Origin of the sequence: Stenotrophomonas bentonitica (assembly GCF_002887735.1) — a bacterium.
In the GTDB taxonomy this organism is placed as follows: Bacteria; Pseudomonadota; Gammaproteobacteria; order Xanthomonadales; family Xanthomonadaceae; genus Stenotrophomonas; species Stenotrophomonas bentonitica_A.
On record NZ_PKQP01000002.1, the window covers coordinates 239423 to 259145 of the forward strand.

The following is a 19723-nucleotide window of genomic DNA, read 5'->3' on the forward strand; positions in this document are numbered from 1 at the left end:
CCTGAAACAAAGAGCGCCATGATAATGGTTCGCCATGAGTCCGTCCGATCCGATCCTTGCCACCCCCGCGCCCAGTCGCCTGCAGTTGCCCCCCGGCGACTGGCCGAGCCTGCTGGACGGGCTGTGTGCGCGCTTCCCGCGCATCGACCGCGCGCAGTGGGTGGGCCGCTTCGCCCGTGGGCGCGTGCAGGATGCGCAGGGCAGGGCGCTCGCTCCGGATCATCCCTGGCAGGTCGGGCTGGAGATCGTGTACTTCCGTGAAGTTGCGGATGAGCCGGTGATTCACTTCGCCGAGGCCATCGTCCATCAGGACGCGGAGCTGCTGGTGGCCGACAAGCCGCATTTCCTGCCGGTCACCCCGGCGGGCGGCTACGTGCGCGAGACCCTGCTGGCGCGGCTGGTGGCGCGCACCGGCAACCCCGACCTGGTGCCGCTGCACCGCCTGGACCGGTTGACCGCCGGGCTGGTGCTGTTCTCGACCCGGCCGGCGAGCCGCGATGCCTACCAGCGCCTGTTCCGCGAGCGGCGCATCGAGAAGGTCTACGAAGCCTTGGCGCCGGCCCTGCCGCAGGTGGCGTTCCCGCTTGAGCGCCAGACCCGGCTGGTCCCGGGCGAGCCGTTTTTCCGCATGGCCGAGGTGACCGGCGAGCCCAATGCCCGGACCCGCATCGAGGTGATCGAGCGCACCGGGCCGGTCTGGCGTTACCGGCTGCACCCGGTGAGTGGCCGCAAGCACCAGTTGCGCGTGCACATGGCGGGGCTGGGCGCGCCGATCCTGGGGGACGATCTGTACCCGGAGCTGCGCGCGGATGCGCCGGCGGGGGTGCCGCTGCAGCTGCTGGCCAACGAATTGGCGTTCGATGACCCGTTCACCGGAGAGCGGCGCACGTTCTCCAGCGGGCTGTCGCTCCACCTGTAGGGCCGGCCGCTGGCCGGCTGCGGGGGGCCATGGGTAGATCCTGTCGTCAGCAGGTGTTGAGGAGGAGCCGGCCAGCGGCCGGCACTACCGATACCGGTCCTGGGCCACGCCGGACCTTCATCCAGCTGGCGGTTCATCACACTGAACGCTTGGCCAGCCAACGATCCAGCTGTGCGGCGAAGGCCTGTTTGTCGCGCGCGTGCAGGGGCGCCGGCCCGCCGGTCTGGATGCCCGAGCCGCGCAGTTCCTCCATGAAATTGCGCATGGACAGGCGCTCGGCCATGTTGTCGGGCGTGTACAGCTCGCCACGCGGGTTGAGCGCGACGGACTTTTTATCCAAGACGAGGGCGGCCAAGGGGATGTCCTGCGTGACGACCAGGTCGCCCGGCTGGACCCGCTCGACGATCACGCTGTCAGCCACATCCAGGCCTGGCGGCACCTGTACCGATCGGATGAAACGGGACGGGGGAGTGCGCAGCCAGTGGTTCGCGACCAGGGTCATCTCGATCCCGGCCCGCTCGGCGGCGCGGAACAGGATCTCCTTGATGACGGCCGGGCAGGCATCGGCGTCCACCCAGATATGAACTTTAGGGGTCGGGGCATCGGTCATTTGGCTGATCTTAAGGTAGGAAAAATCTGAATAGGGGCTCCGGTTTCGTGTAGGATCGCCCGACCCCTTGTCCTGTCAGGCGGGAGGGGGAGGATGGCTGAATAAACCAGCTATCGCTTTTTCGGTAAAACACGAGTATCGTCACCCACACTGTGTTTGCTAGGGTCACCGTGAATCGTGGCCTGGTGCAGTTGATCTCACGATCTGCTCATCGATCCGCTTTACCAACGCCTGCAACTCAGTCTCGGCTCCGATACGCGGCGGCCGCGATTATTTCAACTATTGTTTCAGGAGTTAGTACATGTCTGATCGTCAGCAGGGCACCGTGAAGTGGTTCAACGACGCCAAGGGCTTCGGCTTCATCACCCCGGAAAGCGGCCCGGACCTCTTCGTGCATTTCCGCGCGATCCAGGGCACCGGCTTCAAGTCGCTGCAGGAAGGCCAGAAGGTGACCTTCGTCGCCGTGCAGGGCCAGAAGGGTATGCAGGCTGACCAGGTGCAGGCGGTCTAATCGACCCCCCGCAACCGTAAGGTCGCCTTGAACGCCGGAAGCGAAAGCTTCCGGCGTTTTTTATTGGGCGATGCCTGGCCCTGGTCGACGCGGCGCAGGTTGAAGACGTCACCGTGTCAGCCACCCGGTTACGATGCCGCTTTGCCCCTGCGGAACCGTCGATGATCAAGGTGCACCATCTGGACCACTCGCGCTCGCTGCGCGTGCTGTGGATGCTTGAAGAGCTGGGCCTGCCGTATCAGGTGGTCAACTACCAGCGCGATCCCAAGACCTGGCTGGCACCGCAGGCGCTGCGTGACGTGCATCCGCTGGGCAAGTCCCCGGTGCTGCAGGACGATGCACTGGTATTGGCTGAATCCGGCGCGATCCTGGAATACCTGGCCGACCGCTATGACAGCGGCCGCCAGCTCTCGCCCGAGCCGATGCCGGCCCAGGCGCCCGAACGCGTGCGTTATCGCTACTGGCTGCACTACGCCGAAGGCTCGGCGATGCCGCCGCTGGTGATGACGCTGGTGTTTTCGCGGCTGCGCAATGCGCCGATGCCGTTCTTCGCCAAGCCGATCGCACGCTCCATCGCCGACAAGGCGCTGAAGGGGTTCGTGGGGCCGCAGGTGAAGCTGCACATGGACTGGATGGAGCGCGAGCTGGGCCAGTCGCCGTGGTTTGCCGGTGAGCGCTTCACCGCAGCGGACATCCAGATGAGTTTCCCGATCCAGGCCGCCGCCGCGAGAGGGGGCGATATGGCCGCCTATCCGCGGCTGCAGTCCTACCTGACCCGGATCGAACAGCGCCCGGCCTACCAGCGTGCAGTGGAGCGGGGCGGTCCGTTGAACCTCGGCGGCGGTTCACGCTGAGCTTGCGGGGCAGCCCGGCTGCCCCCATTTCATGCGGATGAGCACCCAGCCCCTGCGTTTCGATAACCGCTTCATCCGTGACCTGCCCGGCGATCCGGAAACCGGCCCGCGCGTGCGCGAGGTGCGCCAGGCCGCGTGGTCCTCGGTGATGCCGACCCCGATCGCCGCCCCACAACTGCTGGCGTACTCGCCGGACGTGGCCGCGCTGCTGGGCATGGGCGAGGACCTGATCCAGAGCGAGGACTTCGCACGGGTGTTCGGCGGCAATGCGCTATATGCCGGGATGGCGCCGTGGGCGGCCAACTACGGTGGGCATCAGTTCGGCCACTGGGCGGGGCAGCTCGGCGATGGCCGTGCGATCTCGCTGGGCGAACTGCTCACCCCGGAAGGGGCGCACTGGGAACTGCAGTTGAAGGGCGCCGGGCGCACGCCTTACTCGCGCGGTGCCGATGGGCGTGCGGTGCTGCGCTCGTCGATCCGCGAGTTCCTGTGCAGCGAGGCGATGCATCACCTCGGCGTGCCGACCACGCGCGCGTTAAGCCTGGTCGGCACCGGCGATGCGGTCGTGCGTGACATGTTCTATGACGGTCATCCGCAGGCCGAACCCGGCGCGATCGTCTGCCGCGTCGCGCCGTCCTTCATCCGTTTCGGCACGTTCGAACTGCCGGCCTCGCGCGGCGACACCCCGTTGTTGCGGCAACTGGCCGATGTCTGCATCGCGCGTGATTTCCCTGCGCTGGCCGACGCCGGCCAGGCGCGCCATGCACGCTGGTTCGCCGAGATCTGCGAACGCACCGCCGTCCTGGTCGCGCACTGGATGCGCGTAGGGTTCGTGCACGGCGTGATGAACACCGACAACCTGTCGATTCTGGGTCTCACCATCGATTACGGCCCGTATGGCTGGGTAGAGGACTACGATCCGGAGTGGACCCCCAACACCACCGATGCGCAGGGCCGGCGGTATCGCTTCGGCACGCAGCCGCAGGTGGCGTACTGGAATCTCACCCGGCTCGCGCAGGCATTGGCACCGCTGTTCGAGGATGTCACCCCGCTGCATGACGGGCTGGCGCGTTTCCAGCAGGTGCACGCCGAATGCGAGCGCGCCGACATCGCCGCGAAGCTGGGCCTGGACACCTGCCGCGATGACGATGTGGCGCTGATGGGCGCGTGGCTGGAGATCCTGCACGAGGGGGAGATGGACATGACCATCGCCTTCCGTGGCCTGATGGATCTCGATCCCGCCGCGCCGTCGGTGGCGGTGCTGGAAGACGCGTTCTACAGCCCGGCACGCCGGGAAGCGGTGCTGCCGTCATTGCAGGCGTGGCTGCAGCAGTACGCGGCGCGGCTGCGCGCCGATGGGCTGAGCACGCAGGCGCGGGAGCAGCAGATGGGCCGCGCCAACCCGGTGTACGTGCTGCGCAACTGGCTGGCCCAGGAAGCGATCGAGCAGGCCGAGCAGGGCGATCCGAGCGGTGTGCACACGCTGCTGGAGGTGTTGCGACGCCCGTATGAGGTACAGCCCGGGCGCGAGCACTTCGCGGCCAAGCGACCCGAGTGGGCGCGTGTGAAGGCCGGCTGCTCGATGCTGTCCTGCAGCTCGTAGGGCGCTCGGTTACCCTATGCCACCCTTTGTGCTGTGCCGATCATGACCGAGTCTTCCGCCACGCCCGCCTGGGCCGGCCGCCTGCGCGACATCGCCGATTTCCCCAAGCCGGGCATCCTGTTCAAGGACATCATGCCGCTGCTCGCCGACGGCCCGGATTTCGCGGCCGCCATCGATGCGATGGTCGCGCCCTGGCGCGATGCCAACCTGCAGGCGGTGATGGGGATCGAGTCGCGCGGCTTCATCCTCGGCGCGGCCATGGCGCGGGTGCTGGGCGTGGGCTTCGTGCCGGTGCGCAAGCCGGGCAAGCTGCCGGGCAAGGTGCTGCGCCAGGATTACACCCTGGAATACCGGACCGACAGCATTGAAGTGCACGCCGATGCCTTGCCGGCCGGCGCCCGCGTGCTGGTGGTCGATGATGTGCTGGCCACGGGCGGCACGCTGCTGGCGGCGTTGTCGCTGGCCCGCCAGCTGCAGGTCGAGGTGGTCGGTGCGGCCGTGCTCGTGGAACTGGCCGGGCTTGGCGGCCGCGAGCGCTGGACGAGTGACGTCCCGCTGCTGGCCAACCTGGTCTATTGAGCCGGAAATCCGCGCGGGCGCGCCGGCACTGGTAGTGCCGGCCGCTGGCCGGCACCTCAAACGCCCCAACGCAAGTGCAGCCGACCAACGGTCGGCTCTACCGCTCAGACATCCATCTTGCGTACGCGGAACCGGCGGCCCTTGATCTTGCCGGCCTCCAGCTGGGCGATCGCCCGGCCGGCCTGCTCGCGCGCAATGGCGACATACGAGCGCGTGGCGTAGATATCGATCTTGCCGATGTACTTGGCGGCCAGCCCGGCATCGCCGGTCAGCGCCCCCAGGATGTCGCCCGGGCGCAGTTTGTCGGTCTTGCCACCATCGATGCGCAGCGTGGTCATTGCCGCCTGCGGCAGCACCGGCGGGCGGGCCGTGGCCAGCGGCGTCTTCTGCCAGTCCAGCGGCTTGCCCTGTGCGGTTTCGAGCGCATCGGCGCGGTTGCGCTCGCGATGCGTCACCAGGCTGATCGCCAAGCCGGTCGCACCGGCGCGACCGGTACGGCCCACGCGATGCTCATAGGTTTCGATGTCGGTCGGCAGCTCGTAATTGATCACCGCCGCCAGGTCCTGCACATCCAGCCCGCGCGCGGCCACGTCGCTGGCGACCAGCACGTTGCAGCTGCGGTTGGCGAAGCGCACCAGCACTTCGTCGCGGTCGCGCTGTTCCATCTCGCCGTGGAGCGGCAGCGCGGAGAAGCCGAACTGCTGCAGCGAAATGGCGACATCGTCGACATCGCGGCGGGTGTTGCAGAACACCACGGCCGATTCGGGCGTGTACTTGAGCAGCAGGCCGGCCAGCGCCTTCTGCTTCAGTGCAAGCTCGGTCTCGCAGAACAGATGGCGGATCGCCGGCGCATGGTCGGCGCCTTCCACGGTCACTTCCACCGGGTCGCGCAGCAGCACGCGGGCGATCTCGCGGATCTCATCGGGGAAGGTGGCCGAGAACAACAGCGTCTGGCGGTCCTTGCTGGTGCGCCCGGCGATCTCGCGGATCGGCTCCTCAAAGCCCATGTCGAGCATGCGGTCGGCTTCGTCCATCACCAGGGTGGTCACGCCGCCCAGGTGCAGCACGCGCTTGCGGCCCAGTTCCTGGATGCGCCCGGGCGTACCGACCACGACCTGCGGATCGTGCGCTTCCAGCGAGGCCAGCTGCGGGCCCAGCGGCATGCCGCCGGTCAGCACCAGCAGTTTGAGGTTCGGAATGCCGGTCGCCAGCTTGCGGATCTGCTTGCCGACCTGATCGGCCAGTTCGCGGGTCGGGCACAGCACCAGCGCCTGGGCGCGGGTCACCGACGGGTCCAGCGCCTGCAGCAGGCCCAGCCCGAAGGCCGCGGTCTTGCCGCTGCCGGTCGGGGCCTGTGCGATGACATCGCGGCGCTCGAGGATGGCCGGCAGGCTCTGGGCCTGCACGGGGGTGAGCGAGGTATAGCCCATGGCATCGATGCCGGGCAGCAGCGCTGGTTTCAGCGGCAGGGAGGAGAATTCAGACATGCGATAGTGTCGCAGAAGTCCGCCCGGCGTGCCTCAGCCCAGCAGTGCGCGCACGCCCAGGTTGATCCCCAGCCCGCCCGCCAGCAGCCAACCAAACAGCAGCAGCGCCAGCAGCAGCGGCTTCATACCGGCCTTGCGCAGGGCCGACACATGCGTGGTCAGGCCAAGCGCGGCCATGGCCATGGCCAGCATCACGGTGTCCAGATCGATCGCCGCGCTGACGATGGCGGCCGGCAGCACCTGCAGCGAGTTGAGCCCGGCCACCGCGACGAAGCCGAACGCGAACCACGGCACCACGATCTTCGTGCGCTGGCCGCACGCACCCGGCATGCCACCGCGTGCGAGCAGCATCGACAGCCCGATCAGGAACGGGGCCAGCATCATCACCCGCACCATCTTGGCGATCACGGCGGTGTCGGCAGCCCCCTCGCTGACCGCGCGGCCGGCGGCGACCACCTGGGCGACTTCGTGCACGGTCGAGCCGGTGAACACGCCGTAGGCCTGGGTGTCCATCGGGATCCACCCGTGGGCAAGGTTGAGCTGGTACAGCGCCGGGTACAGGAACATCGCCAGCGTGCCGAACACCACCACGGTGGAGACCGCCACGGTCACCTGGTCCGCGCGCCCGCGCACCACCGGCTCGGCCGCCATCACCGCGGCCGCACCGCAGATCGAGCTGCCGGCACCGATCAGCAGGGCGCTCTCCCTGTCGAGGCGGAACCAGCGCGTGCCGGCCCACCACGCCAGCGCGAAGGTACTGGTCAGCACCAGCGCATCGGTCAGCACCCCGCCGACACCGACCTGGCCGATATCCTGGAAGGTCAGGCGCAGGCCGTACAGCACGATGCCCGCACGCAGCAGCCAGTGCTTGGAGAAGCCAACGCCGGCACCGGCCGAAGCCGCCAGCCGTGGGTAAAGCGTGTTGCCCAGCGCGATGCCGAGCACGATGGCCAGGGTCAGCGCGCTGATGCCGTGCCTCTGCAGCCACGGCAGCGGCGCCAGTCCCATGGCCGCTGCAGCCACGGCGCCGGTCAGCAGAAGCCCGGGAAGGCGGCCGCGCCAGCGCTGGGCGGTAGTGGGTGAGGGCAGGGCGGCTGCAGGGGTGTTCACGGGGAGCTCCAGTCAGATCACAGCGATAGCCTGCGCCCCGCGCATAAACCTGTAAAACGCATTGTTTCTGTTATTTCGACCTGTTTGGTGCGTTAATGGCCGTCATGCACCTCACCCTCCGCCAATGGCAGGTGTTCGTGGCGATCGCCGACGCCGGCACCACGGCTGCGGCAGGGGCGCAGCTGGCCTTGTCGCAATCGGCCACGAGCGCAGCGCTCAATGAACTGGAAAGCCAGCTGGCCAGCCCGCTGTTCGACCGCATCGGGCGCCGGCTGATCCTCAACCCGCAGGGTCGGGCGCTGCTGGATCCCGCCCGCGCGCTGCTGGTGGCCGCGGCCGATCTGGAGCGGCTGGCCGGGGTCGGGCAGGTCGCGTCCGGTGCGCGGCGCCTGCTGCTGCGGCTCGGGGCAAGCACCACGATCGGCAACTACCTGCTGCCGTCCCGCGTCGCCACGCTGCTGGCCGACAACCCCCAGGCCCAGGTGGACCTGCGGATCGGCAACAGCGCCGACGTCGTCGCGGCGGTCCAGCGCCTGGAGGTGGATCTGGGCCTGATTGAAGGGCCCTGCCACGAAAGTGGCCTGCAGGTGCTGCCGTGGCAACGCGACGACCTGGTCATCGTGGCGGCGCGCGGGACCACCCCGGCGCGCATGGAAATCGCAGCGTTGGCGCAGGCCCGCTGGCTCCTGCGCGAGCTGGGCTCGGGCACCCGCGAGGCGGTCGAGCAGGCGCTGCTGCCACACCTGCATCACTTTGCCCGCGCCATGCAGCTGGGCAGCACCGAAGCAATCAAACAGGCGGCGGCCGCCGGGCTCGGCCTGGCATGCCTGTCGCGGCACGCTGTAGCCGATCTGATCGCGCTGGGTACGCTGGTCATCGTCGATACCCCGCTGCCGCCGATGTCGCGCCAGCTCTGGGTGGTCCGCCATCCGGGCAAGCGGGTGCCCCCGGCGCTGTGGGCGCTGCTGGGGCTGCCTGCGGGCGTGTTCGGTCAGGAGTAAGCGACGCTACGCACCGCCAGCCCGTACAATGGTCGGATGCCTCTGATTACTCTGCAAAACGTCGACTTCAGCGTCGGCGGCCCCCTGTTGCTGGAAAAAGCCGAACTGTCGATCGAGCCGGGCGAGCGTATCGCCCTGATCGGCCGCAACGGCGCCGGCAAATCGACCCTGCTCAAACTGCTGTCCGGCGATCACAAGCCCGATGACGGCGAAGTCCGCGTGCAGCAGGGGGTGCGCATCACCCGCCTGGAACAGGAGGTCCCGCACGGTGCCGCCGGCAGCGTGTTCGATGTGGTTGCCGATGGCCTGGGCGAGCTGGGCCAGTGGCTGGCCGAGTTCCATCACCTGAGCATGGCCGAGGATTTCGACGGCGATGCGCTCTCGGCCGTGCAGGCCAAGATCGATGCCGCCAACGGCTGGGGCCTGGACCAGCGCGTCAGCGAAACCCTGACCAAGCTCGACCTGGACGGCGATGCCGAATTCGCGCGCCTGTCCGGCGGCATGAAGCGCCGCGTGCTGCTGGGCCGCGCGCTGGTGTCCTCGCCGGACCTGCTGCTGCTCGACGAACCGACCAACCACCTGGACATCGAAGCCATCGACTGGCTCGAAATGTTCCTCAAGAACTGGAACGGCAGCGTGGTGTTCGTCACCCATGACCGTCGCTTCCTGCGTGCACTGGCCACCCGCATCGTCGAGATCGACCGCGGCCAGGTCACCAGCTGGCCGGGCGACTGGGCCAACTACGAGCGCCGCCGCGAAGAGCGCATGAACGCGCAGGCGCAGGAAAACGCGCGCTTCGACAAACTGCTGGCCCAGGAAGAAATCTGGATCCGCCAGGGCATCAAGGCCCGCCGCACCCGCGACGAAGGCCGTGTGCGCCGCCTCAAGGCGATGCGCAACGATCGCTCGCAGCGCCGCGAACTGGGCGGCAACGTGCGCATGGAAGCGGCGCAGGCGGAGAACTCCGGCAAGAAGGTCATCGACGTCAAGGACATCTCGTTCGCCTTCGGCGAGCGTGTGATGGTCAAGGACTTCAGCACCGTGATCCTGCGCGGCGACCGCATCGGCCTGATCGGGCCGAACGGCAGCGGCAAGACCACGCTGCTCAAGCTGCTGCTGGGGGACCTGCAGCCGCAGAGCGGCGAAGTGCGCGCCGGCACCAACCTGCAGATCGCGTATTTCGACCAGTACCGTGCCGTGCTGCGCGAAGACTGGACCGCGATCGAGAACGTGGCCGAAGGCCGCGATTTCATCGAGTTCAACGGTAAGCGCAAGCATGTGCACGCCTACCTGCAGGACTTCCTGTTCTCGCCCGAGCGCGCCCGCGCGCCGATCACCCGTTTGTCCGGTGGCGAGCGCAACCGCCTGCTGCTGGCCAAGCTGTTCGCGCAGCCGTCCAACCTGCTGGTGATGGATGAACCGACCAACGACCTGGACGTGGAAACGCTTGAGCTGCTGGAAGAGCTGCTGAGCGATTACACCGGCACGTTGCTGCTGGTCAGCCATGACCGTGACTTCCTGGACAACGTGGTCACTTCCACGATGGTGATGGAAGGGGACGGCGTGGTCGGCGAGTACGTGGGCGGCTATACCGATTGGCAGCGCCACGCTGCACGCGTGGCCGCCGCGGCCGCCGCTGCGCCCGTGGTGGCGGCCAAGCCGGTTGCTGCGGCGGCTGCCGCTGCCGCGCCGGCCGAGGCCAAGCGCAAGCTGAGCTACAAGGACGCGCGCGAGCTGGAACAGCTGCCGCTGAAGATCGAAACGCTGGAGAAGGACGTCGAAGGCCTCACCGCCGCGATGAACGACCCGGCGTTCTATCAGCGCAGCGCCGCGGACATGGCCGCGCACAACGCGAAGCTTGCCAAGGTCCAGGCTGAGCTGGACGCCGCGTACGCGCGCTGGGAAGAACTGGACGCCTGACCCGGTGATCGACGTAGAGCCGACCATTGGTCGGCTTGACGGTACGGGACGTATGGCACCGACCGCTGGTCCGCCGCACGCGTAACGCCGACCGTTGGTCGCCTCACCTGTAGAGCCGACCGTTGGTCGGCTGGCGTCAGTGGTTCATGGCGCCCGAACGAAGCGCAGCCGACCAACGGTCGGCTCTGCCTGTCAGGGCTTCGTGGGGCCGGATGGAAGGCCGCCGACCAACGGTCGGCGCTACCGTCGTCATTTCAGGCCGTGCAGATCCCGCAACTGGGTTGGGCGTGAGCCGAAATACGCGGCCAGGTCGGCGATGTCCTGGTCGCTCAGGTCGGTCGCCTGCGGGGTCATCAGCGCGTGCTGGCGATCCCCCGCGCGGTAGGCCTGCAGGCTGTGCGCCAGGTAATCCCCGTACTGCCCACCCAGCTTCGGGTAGGTCGGGTCGATCGGCTTGTTGCCGTCGGCGCCGTGGCAGTCGATGCAGCTCTGGCCGGTGGCTTTGCCTTTGACCTGGGCACGCGCCTCACCGGCGGCGATGCGGCCGGCCGGCAGGCCGGCGGAGGAGCCGGACCCGTGTTCACCACTGGCGTGGCCCGGATCGGCGGCGGAATCTGCGCTGTTCTCCACCTGAGACTGCGAACACGCAGTCATCAGCAGGGCAACGGACAGGGCGATGGCGTAACGCTGGAGTGGCGTGGCTTTCGACATGAGCGCGCTTATTTGACGGTGGACAGGTAAACAGCGAGATCGGCGATCTCCTGTTCGCTGAAACTCATCGACTGCGCCTGCATCGTCGGATGCTTGCGCTTGCCGTGGCGGTACTCGGTCAGCGCCTGGCTGAGGTACTCACGGGTCTGCCCGCCGATCTTGGGCACTTTGTAGCTGGGATAGGCGTTCTTGTACCCGGTGATGCCGTGGCACCCCTGGCACGTATAGGCCAGGACCCGGCCATTGTCGAACCGGCCGGTGACGGCGGCAGGCGCCGGCGCGGTGGCGGCCGGAGCGGGGGTGGCAGGGACTGCAGGAGCGGGTGTTGCGGCCTGTGCGGCGGCCCCGAGGGGCAGGAGGACGGCCAGAACGAGACAAGCGGCGAGCGGCTGCGGGCGCATGATGTCCTTTTCCGATAAACGGGTCTGGTCGTTCCGGCGTGGGGTACGGAACTGGGCCGAGTATAGCCTGCCATTTCATCTAGCTGAAACCGGGCCGGGGGAGGCCATCGCCGCAGGTCACCATGACCTTTGGGATATGGTGTGGTCGTGACGTGGTGCATTACTTTGCTACCACACCTGCCCACGCATCCTTAGGGACACGACGATGTCGCGACAATCATTCCTGCTCGGCCGCACCGGACGCTGTGCCGCTGCACTGCTGATCACCTCCACCCTGCTGCTGAGCGGCTGCGGTGGCGCCGGCCCGGCCGAAGCCAACGCGGCCGAGAAGGACGGCAAGGCCGAGAAGAAGGTCGATGCGGTCCCCGTCGAAGCCGTCGCGGCCAGCCGTCGCGCCGTCGCTGCCAGCTACACCGGTACGGCCGCACTGGAGCCGCGTGGTGAGTCGCAGGTGGTCGCCAAGACCTCCGGCGTCGCGCTGGCGGTGCTGGTCGAAGAGGGGCAGCAGGTGCGTGCCGGGCAGCCGCTGGTGCGGCTGGATCCGGACCGTGCGCGCCTGGCCGTGGCGCAGAGCGAAGCGCAGATGCGCAAGCTGGAGAACAACTACCAGCGCGCCCAGAAACTGGTGGGCCAGCAGATGGTCAGCGCCGCCGATGTCGACCAGATCAAGTACGACCTGGAGAACGTCCGCGCGCAGTACCGGCTGGCCACGCTGGAACTGTCCTACACCACGGTGATCGCGCCGATCTCGGGCGTGATCGCCTCGCGCTCGATCAAGACCGGCAACTTCGTGCAGATCAACACGCCGATCTTCCGCATCGTCGACAACTCGCGCCTGGAAGCTACGCTCAACGTGCCCGAGCGCGAGCTGGCCACGCTGCGTCCGGGCCAGCCGGTGACGCTGCTCGCCGATGCGCTGCCGGGCAAGACCTTCCCGGGCACGGTGGACCGCATCTCGCCGGTGGTCGATGCCGGCAGCGGCACGTTCCGCGTGGTCAGCGGCTTTGGCGAAGATGCTGAAGGCCTGCAGCCGGGCATGTTCGGCCGCATCCGGATCGACTATGACCAGCGCGCCGATGCCTTGGTGGTGCCGCGCCTGGCGCTGCTCGACGATGGTGAGCCGGCGGTGTTCCGCGTCCGCGATGGCAAGGCCGCGCGCGTGCCGGTCAAGCTCGGCTATGCCGAAGGCCCGTGGGTGGAGATCCGCGAGGGTCTGGCCGCAGGCGATCAGGTGGTTACTGCCGGCAAGGTTGCCCTGCGCGACGGCACCGCGGTGCAGGTGATCGGCGCCAAGCCGGCCGCCACCGCTGCTGCCAAGCCGGCACCGGCCAAGGCGGAGAGCCGTCAATGACAGCGGCCGGCAACGACCACGGCAATGATCCGCACCAGGGCGATCGCCCCGGTGCCCACGGCGGCGGCCTGGTGGAATTCGCCACCCGCCGCCGCGTCACCATCGCGATGTTCACCGTCACCCTGATGCTGTTCGGCTTCATCGCGCTGGGCAATCTCAAGGTGAACCTGCTGCCCGACCTGAGCTATCCGACCCTGACCGTGCGCACCGAGTACACCGGTGCGGCCCCGGCGGAAATCGAAACGCTGATCACCGAGCCGGTCGAAGAGGCCGTGGGCGTGGTCAAGAACCTGCGCAAGCTCAAATCGATTTCGCGTACCGGGCAGAGCGATGTCGTGCTCGAATTCGCCTGGGGCACCAACATGGACCAGGCCAGCCTGGAGGTGCGCGACAAGATGGAAGCGCTGAACCTGCCGCTGGAGGCGAAGTCTCCGGTGCTGCTGCGCTTCAATCCGTCTACCGAGCCGATCATGCGCCTGGTCATCTCGGCCAAAACCGATCCTTCCAGCGATGCCGAGGCCGTGCGCCAGCTCACCGAGCTGCGCCGCTATGCCGATGAAGACCTGAAGAAGAAGCTGGAGCCGGTGACCGGCGTGGCTGCGGTGAAGGTGGGCGGCGGTCTGGAGGATGAAATCCAGGTCGACATCGACCAGCAGAAGCTGGCCCAGCTCAATCTGCCGATCGACAACGTCATCAAGCGGCTCAAGGAAGAGAACATCAACATCTCCGGCGGCCGCCTGGAGGAAGGCTCGCAGCGCTACCTGGTGCGCACGGTCAACCAGTTCGCCGATCTGGAGGACATCCGCAACCTGCTGGTGACCACGCAGAGCAGCAACGGCAGCGCTGCCGATGCAGCGATGCAGCAGATGTTCGCGATCGCCGCCTCGACCGGCTCGGATGCCGCCGTTGCCGCTGCCTCTGCCGCGCAGAGCGCATCCAGCAGCAGTTCCACCAACATCGCCAACGGCGTGCCGGTGCGGCTGAAGGATGTCGCCACCGTGCGCCAGGGCTACAAGGAACGCGAAGCGATCATCCGCCTGGGCGGCAAGGAAGCGGTCGAGCTGGCGATCTACAAAGAGGGCGATGCCAACACGGTCTCGACCGCCGAAGCGCTGCGCGCGCGCCTGGAGCAGATCAAGGGCCAGGTGCCCGGCGATGCCGAACTGACCACGATTGAAGACCAGTCACGCTTCATCGAACACGCCATCAGCGACGTCAAGAAGGACGCGGTGATCGGCGGCATCCTCGCCATCCTGATCATCTTCCTGTTCCTGCGCGACGGCTGGAGCACGTTCGTGATCAGCCTGTCGCTGCCGGTCTCGATCATCACCACGTTCTTCTTCATGGGCCAGCTCGGCCTGAGCTTGAACGTGATGTCGCTGGGCGGTCTGGCCCTGGCCACCGGCCTGGTGGTGGATGACTCGATCGTGGTGCTGGAGAGCATCGCCAAGGCGCGCGAACGTGGCCTGAGCATCCTGCAGGCGGCCATCGCCGGCACCCGTGAAGTGAGCATGGCCGTGGTCGCCTCGACCCTGACCACCATCGCGGTGTTCCTGCCGCTGGTGTTCGTCGATGGCATCGCCGGCCAGCTGTTCCGCGACCAGGCGCTGACCGTGGCGATCGCGATTGCGATCTCGCTGCTGGTGTCGATGACCCTGATCCCGATGCTGAGCTCGCTCAAGGGCCGCCCGCCGCTGGCCTTCCCCGAAGAACCGGCGCACCAGCCCTGGCAGCCGGACAGCCGCTGGCTGAAGCCGGTCGCCGGCAGCCGCCGGGGCGTGGGCACGCTGGTGCGCTGGATCTGTTTCGGTATCGCGTGGTCGGTGATCCGCGTCTGGCGCGGCCTGGTGGCCGTGGTCGGGCCGGTGATGCGCAAGGCCAGCGATGTGGCGATGAAGCCCTACGCCGGTGCCGAGCGCGGTTACCTCAAGCTGCTGCCGGGCGCGCTGCACCACCCGGGCAAGGTGCTGGGCCTGGCCGCGCTGGCCTTCGTCGGCACGATGGCGCTGGTGCCGATGCTCGGGGCCGACCTGATCCCGCAGCTGGCGCAGGACCGCTTCGAAATGACCGCCAAGCTGCCCGCCGGCACGCCGCTGAAACAGACCGATGCGCTGGTCCGTGAGATGCAGCTGGCCCACGCCAAGGACGCCAGCATCGCCTCGTTGTACGGCGTCAGTGGCAGCGGCACCCGTCTGGATGCCAGCCCGACCGAAAGCGGCGAGAACATCGGCAAGTTGACCGTCGTGATGGCCGGGGGCGGCAACGCGCGCACCGAAGCGGCGATCACCGAGCGGCTGCGCGAATCGATGCAGCAGCACCCTGGCGTGCAGGTCGATTTCGCCCGCCCGGCGCTGTTCAGCTTCTCCACACCGCTGGAAGTGGAACTGCGTGGTCAGGACATGGCCACGCTGGAAACGGCCGGCAAGGCACTGGCCGCGATGCTGCGTAACAACCCGCACTACGCCGACGTCAAATCCACGGTGGAAGAGGGCTTCCCGGAGATCCAGATCCGCTTCGACCAGGAGCGCGCCGGTGCCCTGGGCCTGACCACGCGGCAGATCGCCGATGTGGTGGTCAAGAAGGTGCGCGGTGACGTGGCTACGCGCTACAGCTTCCGCGACCGCAAGATCGACGTCCTGGTGCGGGCCCAGGAAGGTGACCGGGCCAGCGTGGACAGTATCCGCCGCCTGATCGTCAATCCGGGCAGCAACCGGCCGGTGACGCTGGATTCGGTGGCCGAGGTGATCGCCACCAACGGCCCGAGCGAGATCCATCGCGCCGACCAGACCCGCGTGGCGGTGGTGTCGGCCAACCTGCGCGACATCGACCTGGGCGGCGCCGTGCGCGAAGTGCAGGACATGGTGGCCAAGCAGCCGTTGGGGGCCGGTGTCGGCATGCACATCGGCGGGCAGGGTGAGGAGCTGGCCGACTCGGCGCGCTCGCTGATCTTCGCCTTCGGCCTGGCCATCTTCCTGGTGTACCTGGTGATGGCCTCGCAGTTCGAATCGCTGCTGCATCCGTTCGTCATCCTGTTCACCATTCCGCTGGCGCTGGTCGGCGCGATCCTGGCCCTGATGCTGACCGGCAAGCCGATCTCGGTGGTGGTGTTCATCGGCTTGATCCTGCTGGTGGGCCTGGTGACCAAGAACGCGATCATCCTGATCGACAAGGTCAACCAGCTGCGCGAGGCGGGCGTGCCCAAGCGTGAGGCACTGGTGGAAGGGGCGCGTTCGCGCCTGCGGCCGATCATCATGACCACGCTGTGCACGCTGTTCGGCTTCCTGCCGCTGGCGGTGGCGATGGGCGAGGGCGCCGAAGTGCGCGCGCCGATGGCGATCACCGTGATCGGCGGGTTGCTGGTCTCCACCCTGCTGACGCTGGTGGTGATCCCGGTGGTGTACGACCTGCTCGACCGTCGCGGCGATGCCTACTACCGCGAGCGCGGCCGCCACCTCAAGCCGCCGCTTGCTGATACCGGCCATGGCACTGCACAGGAGCCGGCATGAGCATTGCCGAGTTCTCCATCCGCCGGCCCATCACCACGATCATGTGTTTCGTGTCGTTGGCGGTGGTGGGCCTGATCGCCTCGTTCCGGCTGCCGCTGGAAGCGCTGCCGGACATCTCCGCACCGTTCCTGTTCGTGCAGGTGCCGTACACCGGTTCCACGCCAGAGGAGGTCGAGCGCAACATCATCCGGCCGACCGAAGAAGCACTGGCTACGATGACCGGGATCAAGCGCATGCGCTCCTCGGCCACCTCCGAAGGCGCCAGCATCTTCATCGAGTTCACCGACTGGGACCGCGACATCGCCATCGCGGCCTCTGATGCCCGTGAGCGCATCGATGCGATCCGCAGCGACCTGCCTGACGACCTGCAGCGCTACAACGTGTTCAAGTGGTCCAGCAGTGACGACCCGGTGCTGAAGGTGCGCCTGGCCAGTGCCATCGACCTGACCGGCGCGTACGACATGCTCGACCGCGAGTTCAAGCGGCGGATCGAACGCATCCCCGGCGTGGCGCGGGTCAACATCTCCGGCGCCCCGCCGAATGAGGTCGAGATCGCGATCAGCCCGGACCGGCTGACCGCGCATAACCTGAGCATCAACGAACTCAGCGACCGCCTGCGTACGCTGAACTTCTCGATCTCGGCCGGACAGATCGACGACAACGGCCAGCGCGTGCGCATCCAGCCGGTGGGTGAAATCACCGACCTTCAGGAACTGCGCGATCTGGTCATCGACAACAAGGGCCTGCGCCTGGGTGACATCGCCGAGATCCGGCTCAAGCCCACCCGCATGAACTATGGCCGTCGTCTGGATGGCAACCCGGCCGTGGGCCTGGACATCTTCAAGGAGCGCAGCGCCAACCTGGTGGAGGTTTCGCGCGCGGCCCTGGCCGAGGTCGAGGCGATCCGCAAGCAGCCCTCCATGCGCGATGTGCAGATCAAGGTCATCGACAACCAGGGCAAGATGGTGACGTCCTCGCTGCTGGAGCTGGCCGAGGCCGGCGCGGTGGGGCTGCTGCTGTCGATCACGGTGCTGTTCTTCTTCCTGCGCCACTGGCCCTCCACGCTGATGGTGACCCTGGCGATCCCGATCTGTTTCGTGATCACCCTGGGCTTCATGTACTTCGCCGGCGTGACCCTCAACATCCTGACCATGATGGGCCTGCTGCTGGCGGTCGGAATGCTGGTGGACAACGCCGTGGTGGTGGTGGAGAGCATCTACCAGGAACGCGAGCGGATGCCGGACCAGCCGCGTCTGGCCTCGATCATCGGTACCCGCAACGTGGCCATCGCGCTGAGCGCCGGCACCCTGTGCCACTGCATCGTGTTCGTGCCGAACCTGTTCGGCGAGACCAACAACATCAGCATCTTCATGTCGCAGATCGCGATCACGATCTCGGTCTCGCTGCTGGCCTCCTGGCTGGTCGCGGTGAGCCTGATCCCGATGCTGTCCGCGCGCATGCAGACCCCCAAACTGGTGCATTCGGACAGTGGCGTGATCGCCCGCCTGCAGCGCCGCTACGCCACCTTGCTGCAGTGGACGCTGGAACACCGTGGCTGGAGTGTGTTCGGCATCGTGATGGTGATCCTGATCAGCCTGGTGCCGATGAAGCTGACCAAGATCGACATGTTCGGTGGCGAGGGTGGCCACGAGGTGTTCATCGGCTACAACTGGAAGGGCGCCTATACCTTCGGCCAGATGTCCGAGGAAGTCGCCCGCGTGGAGCGCTACCTGGACGATCACCGTGAGGAGCTGCACATCACGCAGGTGTATTCCTGGTACAGCGAGCAGGAAGGCAGCAGCACGATCGTGACCTTCGATACCGAGCACGCCAAGAACATGCCGGCCGTGCAGGAAGCCCTGCGCAAGGGCCTGCCGCGTTCGGCGCGTGCCGATTACGTGGTCGGCAACTCCGGCGACGGCGGTGGCGGCGGCAACAACCAGGTGCAGGTGCAGCTGGTGGGTGACTCGACCAAGATGCTGCAGGAGATCGGCGAGGAAGTGGTGCCGCTGCTGGCCCAGCGCAAGGAGCTGCGTGACGTGCGCATCGACAACGGCGAGAAGGGCAGCGAGTTGTCCATCCACGTTGACCGCGAGCGCGCGGCCGCGTTCGGCTTCAATGCCGAGCAGGTGGCCAGCTTCGTCGGCCTGGCCCTGCGGGGCGCGCCGCTGCGCGAGTTCCGCCGCGGTGACAGTGAAGTGCCGGTCTGGGTGCGCTTTGCCGGTGCCGAGCAGAGCAGCCCGGAAGACCTGGCCAGCTATACGGTGCGTACCGGCGACGGTCGCTCCGTGCCGCTGCTGAGCCTGGTGGATGTGGCGATCAAGCCGTCGGCCACGCAGATCGGCCGCACCAACCGGCAGACCACGTTGACCATCAAGGCCAACCTGGCTGAGAAGGTCACCGTGCCGGATGGGCGCAAGGCGATGGAGGAAACGCTCAAGCCGATGAGCTTCCCGGCCGGCTACACCTTCAGCTTCGACGGCGGCGACTACGGCGATGACAACGAAGCGATGGCGCAGATGATGTTCAATCTGGTGATCGCGCTGGTGATGATCTACGTGGTGATGGCAGCCGTGTTCGAGTCGTTGCTGTTCCCGGCGGCGATCATGAGCGGCGTGCTGTTCTCGATCTTCGGGGTGTTCTGGCTGTTCTGGATCACCGGCACCTCGTTCGGGATCATGTCCTTCATCGGCATCCTGGTGTTGATGGGCGTGGTGGTGAACAACGGGATCGTGATGATCGAGCACATCAACAACCTGCGCCGCCGCGGGATGGGCCGGACCCAGGCGCTGGTGGAAGGCTCACGCGAGCGCCTGCGCCCGATCATGATGACGATGGGCACCGCGATCCTGGCGATGATCCCGATCTCCATGACCGACACCCAGCTGCTCGGCAATGGTCCGCCGTACTACCCGATGGCCCGCGCCATCGCCGGCGGCCTGGCATTCTCCACGGTGGTGAGCCTGCTGTTCCTGCCGACCATCTACGCGATGCTCGATGACATGAGCACGGCGGTGTCGCGGATCATCCGGCGCGCGCGTGGCCGCGGCGTGGATGCTCCGGTGGTCGAGCCGGGCGCAGAATCGGTTTGAGGGTGCATGGAGGCCCGTTGGGCGGGCCTCCTTTTTTTTCGGAACGCACCCACGTATGGCGTCCATAT

The 19723-nt window shown here is 67.3% G+C and carries 15 protein-coding genes; 10 read left to right on the forward strand and 5 right to left on the reverse strand.

Features of this window, described 5'->3' with window-relative positions; translation table 11 throughout:
* The first annotated feature begins 34 nt into the window (after positions 1-34).
* A complete protein-coding gene (locus C0R07_RS05495; RefSeq protein ID WP_102788344.1) occupies positions 35-919 on the forward strand; it encodes a pseudouridine synthase in 885 nt (294 codons plus the stop codon).
* 136 nt (positions 920-1055) lie between these two features.
* Here C0R07_RS05495 and C0R07_RS05500 read toward each other — a convergent pair whose 3' ends face one another.
* A complete protein-coding gene (locus C0R07_RS05500) occupies positions 1056-1529 on the reverse strand; it encodes a YaiI/YqxD family protein (RefSeq protein ID WP_102788345.1) in 474 nt (157 codons plus the stop codon).
* A gap of 301 nt (positions 1530-1830) precedes the next feature.
* On the opposite strand from C0R07_RS05500, the gene C0R07_RS05505 reads away from it, so the two are divergent.
* The 4 genes from C0R07_RS05505 to C0R07_RS05520 all read left to right on the forward strand — a co-directional run bounded on the left by C0R07_RS05505 (position 1831) and on the right by C0R07_RS05520 (position 5076).
* Positions 1831-2040, forward strand: a complete 210-nt coding sequence (locus tag C0R07_RS05505; protein ID WP_017356920.1) for a cold-shock protein — start codon at positions 1831-1833, stop codon at positions 2038-2040.
* Between the two features lie 161 nt (positions 2041-2201).
* A complete protein-coding gene (locus C0R07_RS05510; protein WP_019183132.1) occupies positions 2202-2894 on the forward strand; it encodes a glutathione S-transferase family protein in 693 nt (230 codons plus the stop codon).
* A gap of 37 nt (positions 2895-2931) precedes the next feature.
* Positions 2932-4497: a protein adenylyltransferase SelO gene (locus C0R07_RS05515; protein WP_102788346.1), complete on the forward strand. Its 1566-nt coding sequence runs from the start codon at positions 2932-2934 to the stop codon at positions 4495-4497.
* 42 nt (positions 4498-4539) lie between these two features.
* On the forward strand, positions 4540-5076 hold the full coding sequence (locus C0R07_RS05520) for an adenine phosphoribosyltransferase (protein WP_026069768.1): 537 nt from the start codon (positions 4540-4542) through the stop codon (positions 5074-5076).
* Between the two features lie 104 nt (positions 5077-5180).
* Here the strand turns inward: C0R07_RS05520 and dbpA are convergent, their stop codons facing one another.
* Positions 5181-6563 carry an ATP-dependent RNA helicase DbpA gene (gene dbpA, locus C0R07_RS05525; RefSeq protein ID WP_102788347.1) on the reverse strand — a complete coding sequence of 461 codons (1383 nt, stop codon included), beginning with the start codon at positions 6561-6563 and terminating at the stop codon, positions 5181-5183.
* A gap of 33 nt (positions 6564-6596) precedes the next feature.
* Positions 6597-7673, reverse strand: coding sequence for a YeiH family protein (locus C0R07_RS05530; RefSeq protein ID WP_102788348.1), 1077 nt, complete (start codon positions 7671-7673; stop codon positions 6597-6599).
* Between the two features lie 104 nt (positions 7674-7777).
* Between C0R07_RS05530 and C0R07_RS05535 the strand changes: the two genes are divergently transcribed.
* Both C0R07_RS05535 and C0R07_RS05540 read left to right on the forward strand, forming a co-directional pair.
* Positions 7778-8674, forward strand: a complete 897-nt coding sequence (locus tag C0R07_RS05535) for a LysR family transcriptional regulator (RefSeq protein ID WP_102788505.1) — start codon at positions 7778-7780, stop codon at positions 8672-8674.
* 36 nt (positions 8675-8710) lie between these two features.
* Positions 8711-10594, forward strand: a complete 1884-nt coding sequence (locus C0R07_RS05540; protein ID WP_070473161.1) for an ATP-binding cassette domain-containing protein — start codon at positions 8711-8713, stop codon at positions 10592-10594.
* A 249-nt stretch (positions 10595-10843) separates the two neighbouring features.
* Here C0R07_RS05540 and C0R07_RS05545 read toward each other — a convergent pair whose 3' ends face one another.
* Together C0R07_RS05545 and C0R07_RS05550 are read right to left on the reverse strand one after the other, a co-directional pair.
* Positions 10844-11305, reverse strand: a complete 462-nt coding sequence (locus C0R07_RS05545) for a c-type cytochrome (RefSeq protein WP_019183110.1) — start codon at positions 11303-11305, stop codon at positions 10844-10846.
* An 8-nt stretch (positions 11306-11313) separates the two neighbouring features.
* Entirely contained in the window at positions 11314-11706 is a 393-nt protein-coding gene (locus tag C0R07_RS05550; RefSeq protein WP_019183109.1) for a c-type cytochrome, read from the reverse strand.
* Between the two features lie 205 nt (positions 11707-11911).
* Between C0R07_RS05550 and C0R07_RS05555 the strand changes: the two genes are divergently transcribed.
* The 3 genes from C0R07_RS05555 to C0R07_RS05565 are packed head-to-tail and all read left to right on the forward strand — an operon-like array spanning position 11912 to position 19655.
* Positions 11912-13057 carry an efflux RND transporter periplasmic adaptor subunit gene (locus C0R07_RS05555; protein ID WP_046273773.1) on the forward strand — a complete coding sequence of 382 codons (1146 nt, stop codon included), beginning with the start codon at positions 11912-11914 and terminating at the stop codon, positions 13055-13057.
* Positions 13054-16563, forward strand: a complete 3510-nt coding sequence (locus tag C0R07_RS05560; protein WP_102788349.1) for an efflux RND transporter permease subunit — start codon at positions 13054-13056, stop codon at positions 16561-16563. Before C0R07_RS05555 ends, C0R07_RS05560 begins: the two co-directional genes overlap by 4 nt.
* Positions 16560-19655, forward strand: coding sequence for an efflux RND transporter permease subunit (locus C0R07_RS05565; RefSeq protein WP_102788350.1), 3096 nt, complete (start codon positions 16560-16562; stop codon positions 19653-19655). The genes C0R07_RS05560 and C0R07_RS05565 overlap by 4 nt, the downstream gene beginning before the upstream one ends.
* The last annotated feature ends 68 nt before the right edge of the window (positions 19656-19723 follow it).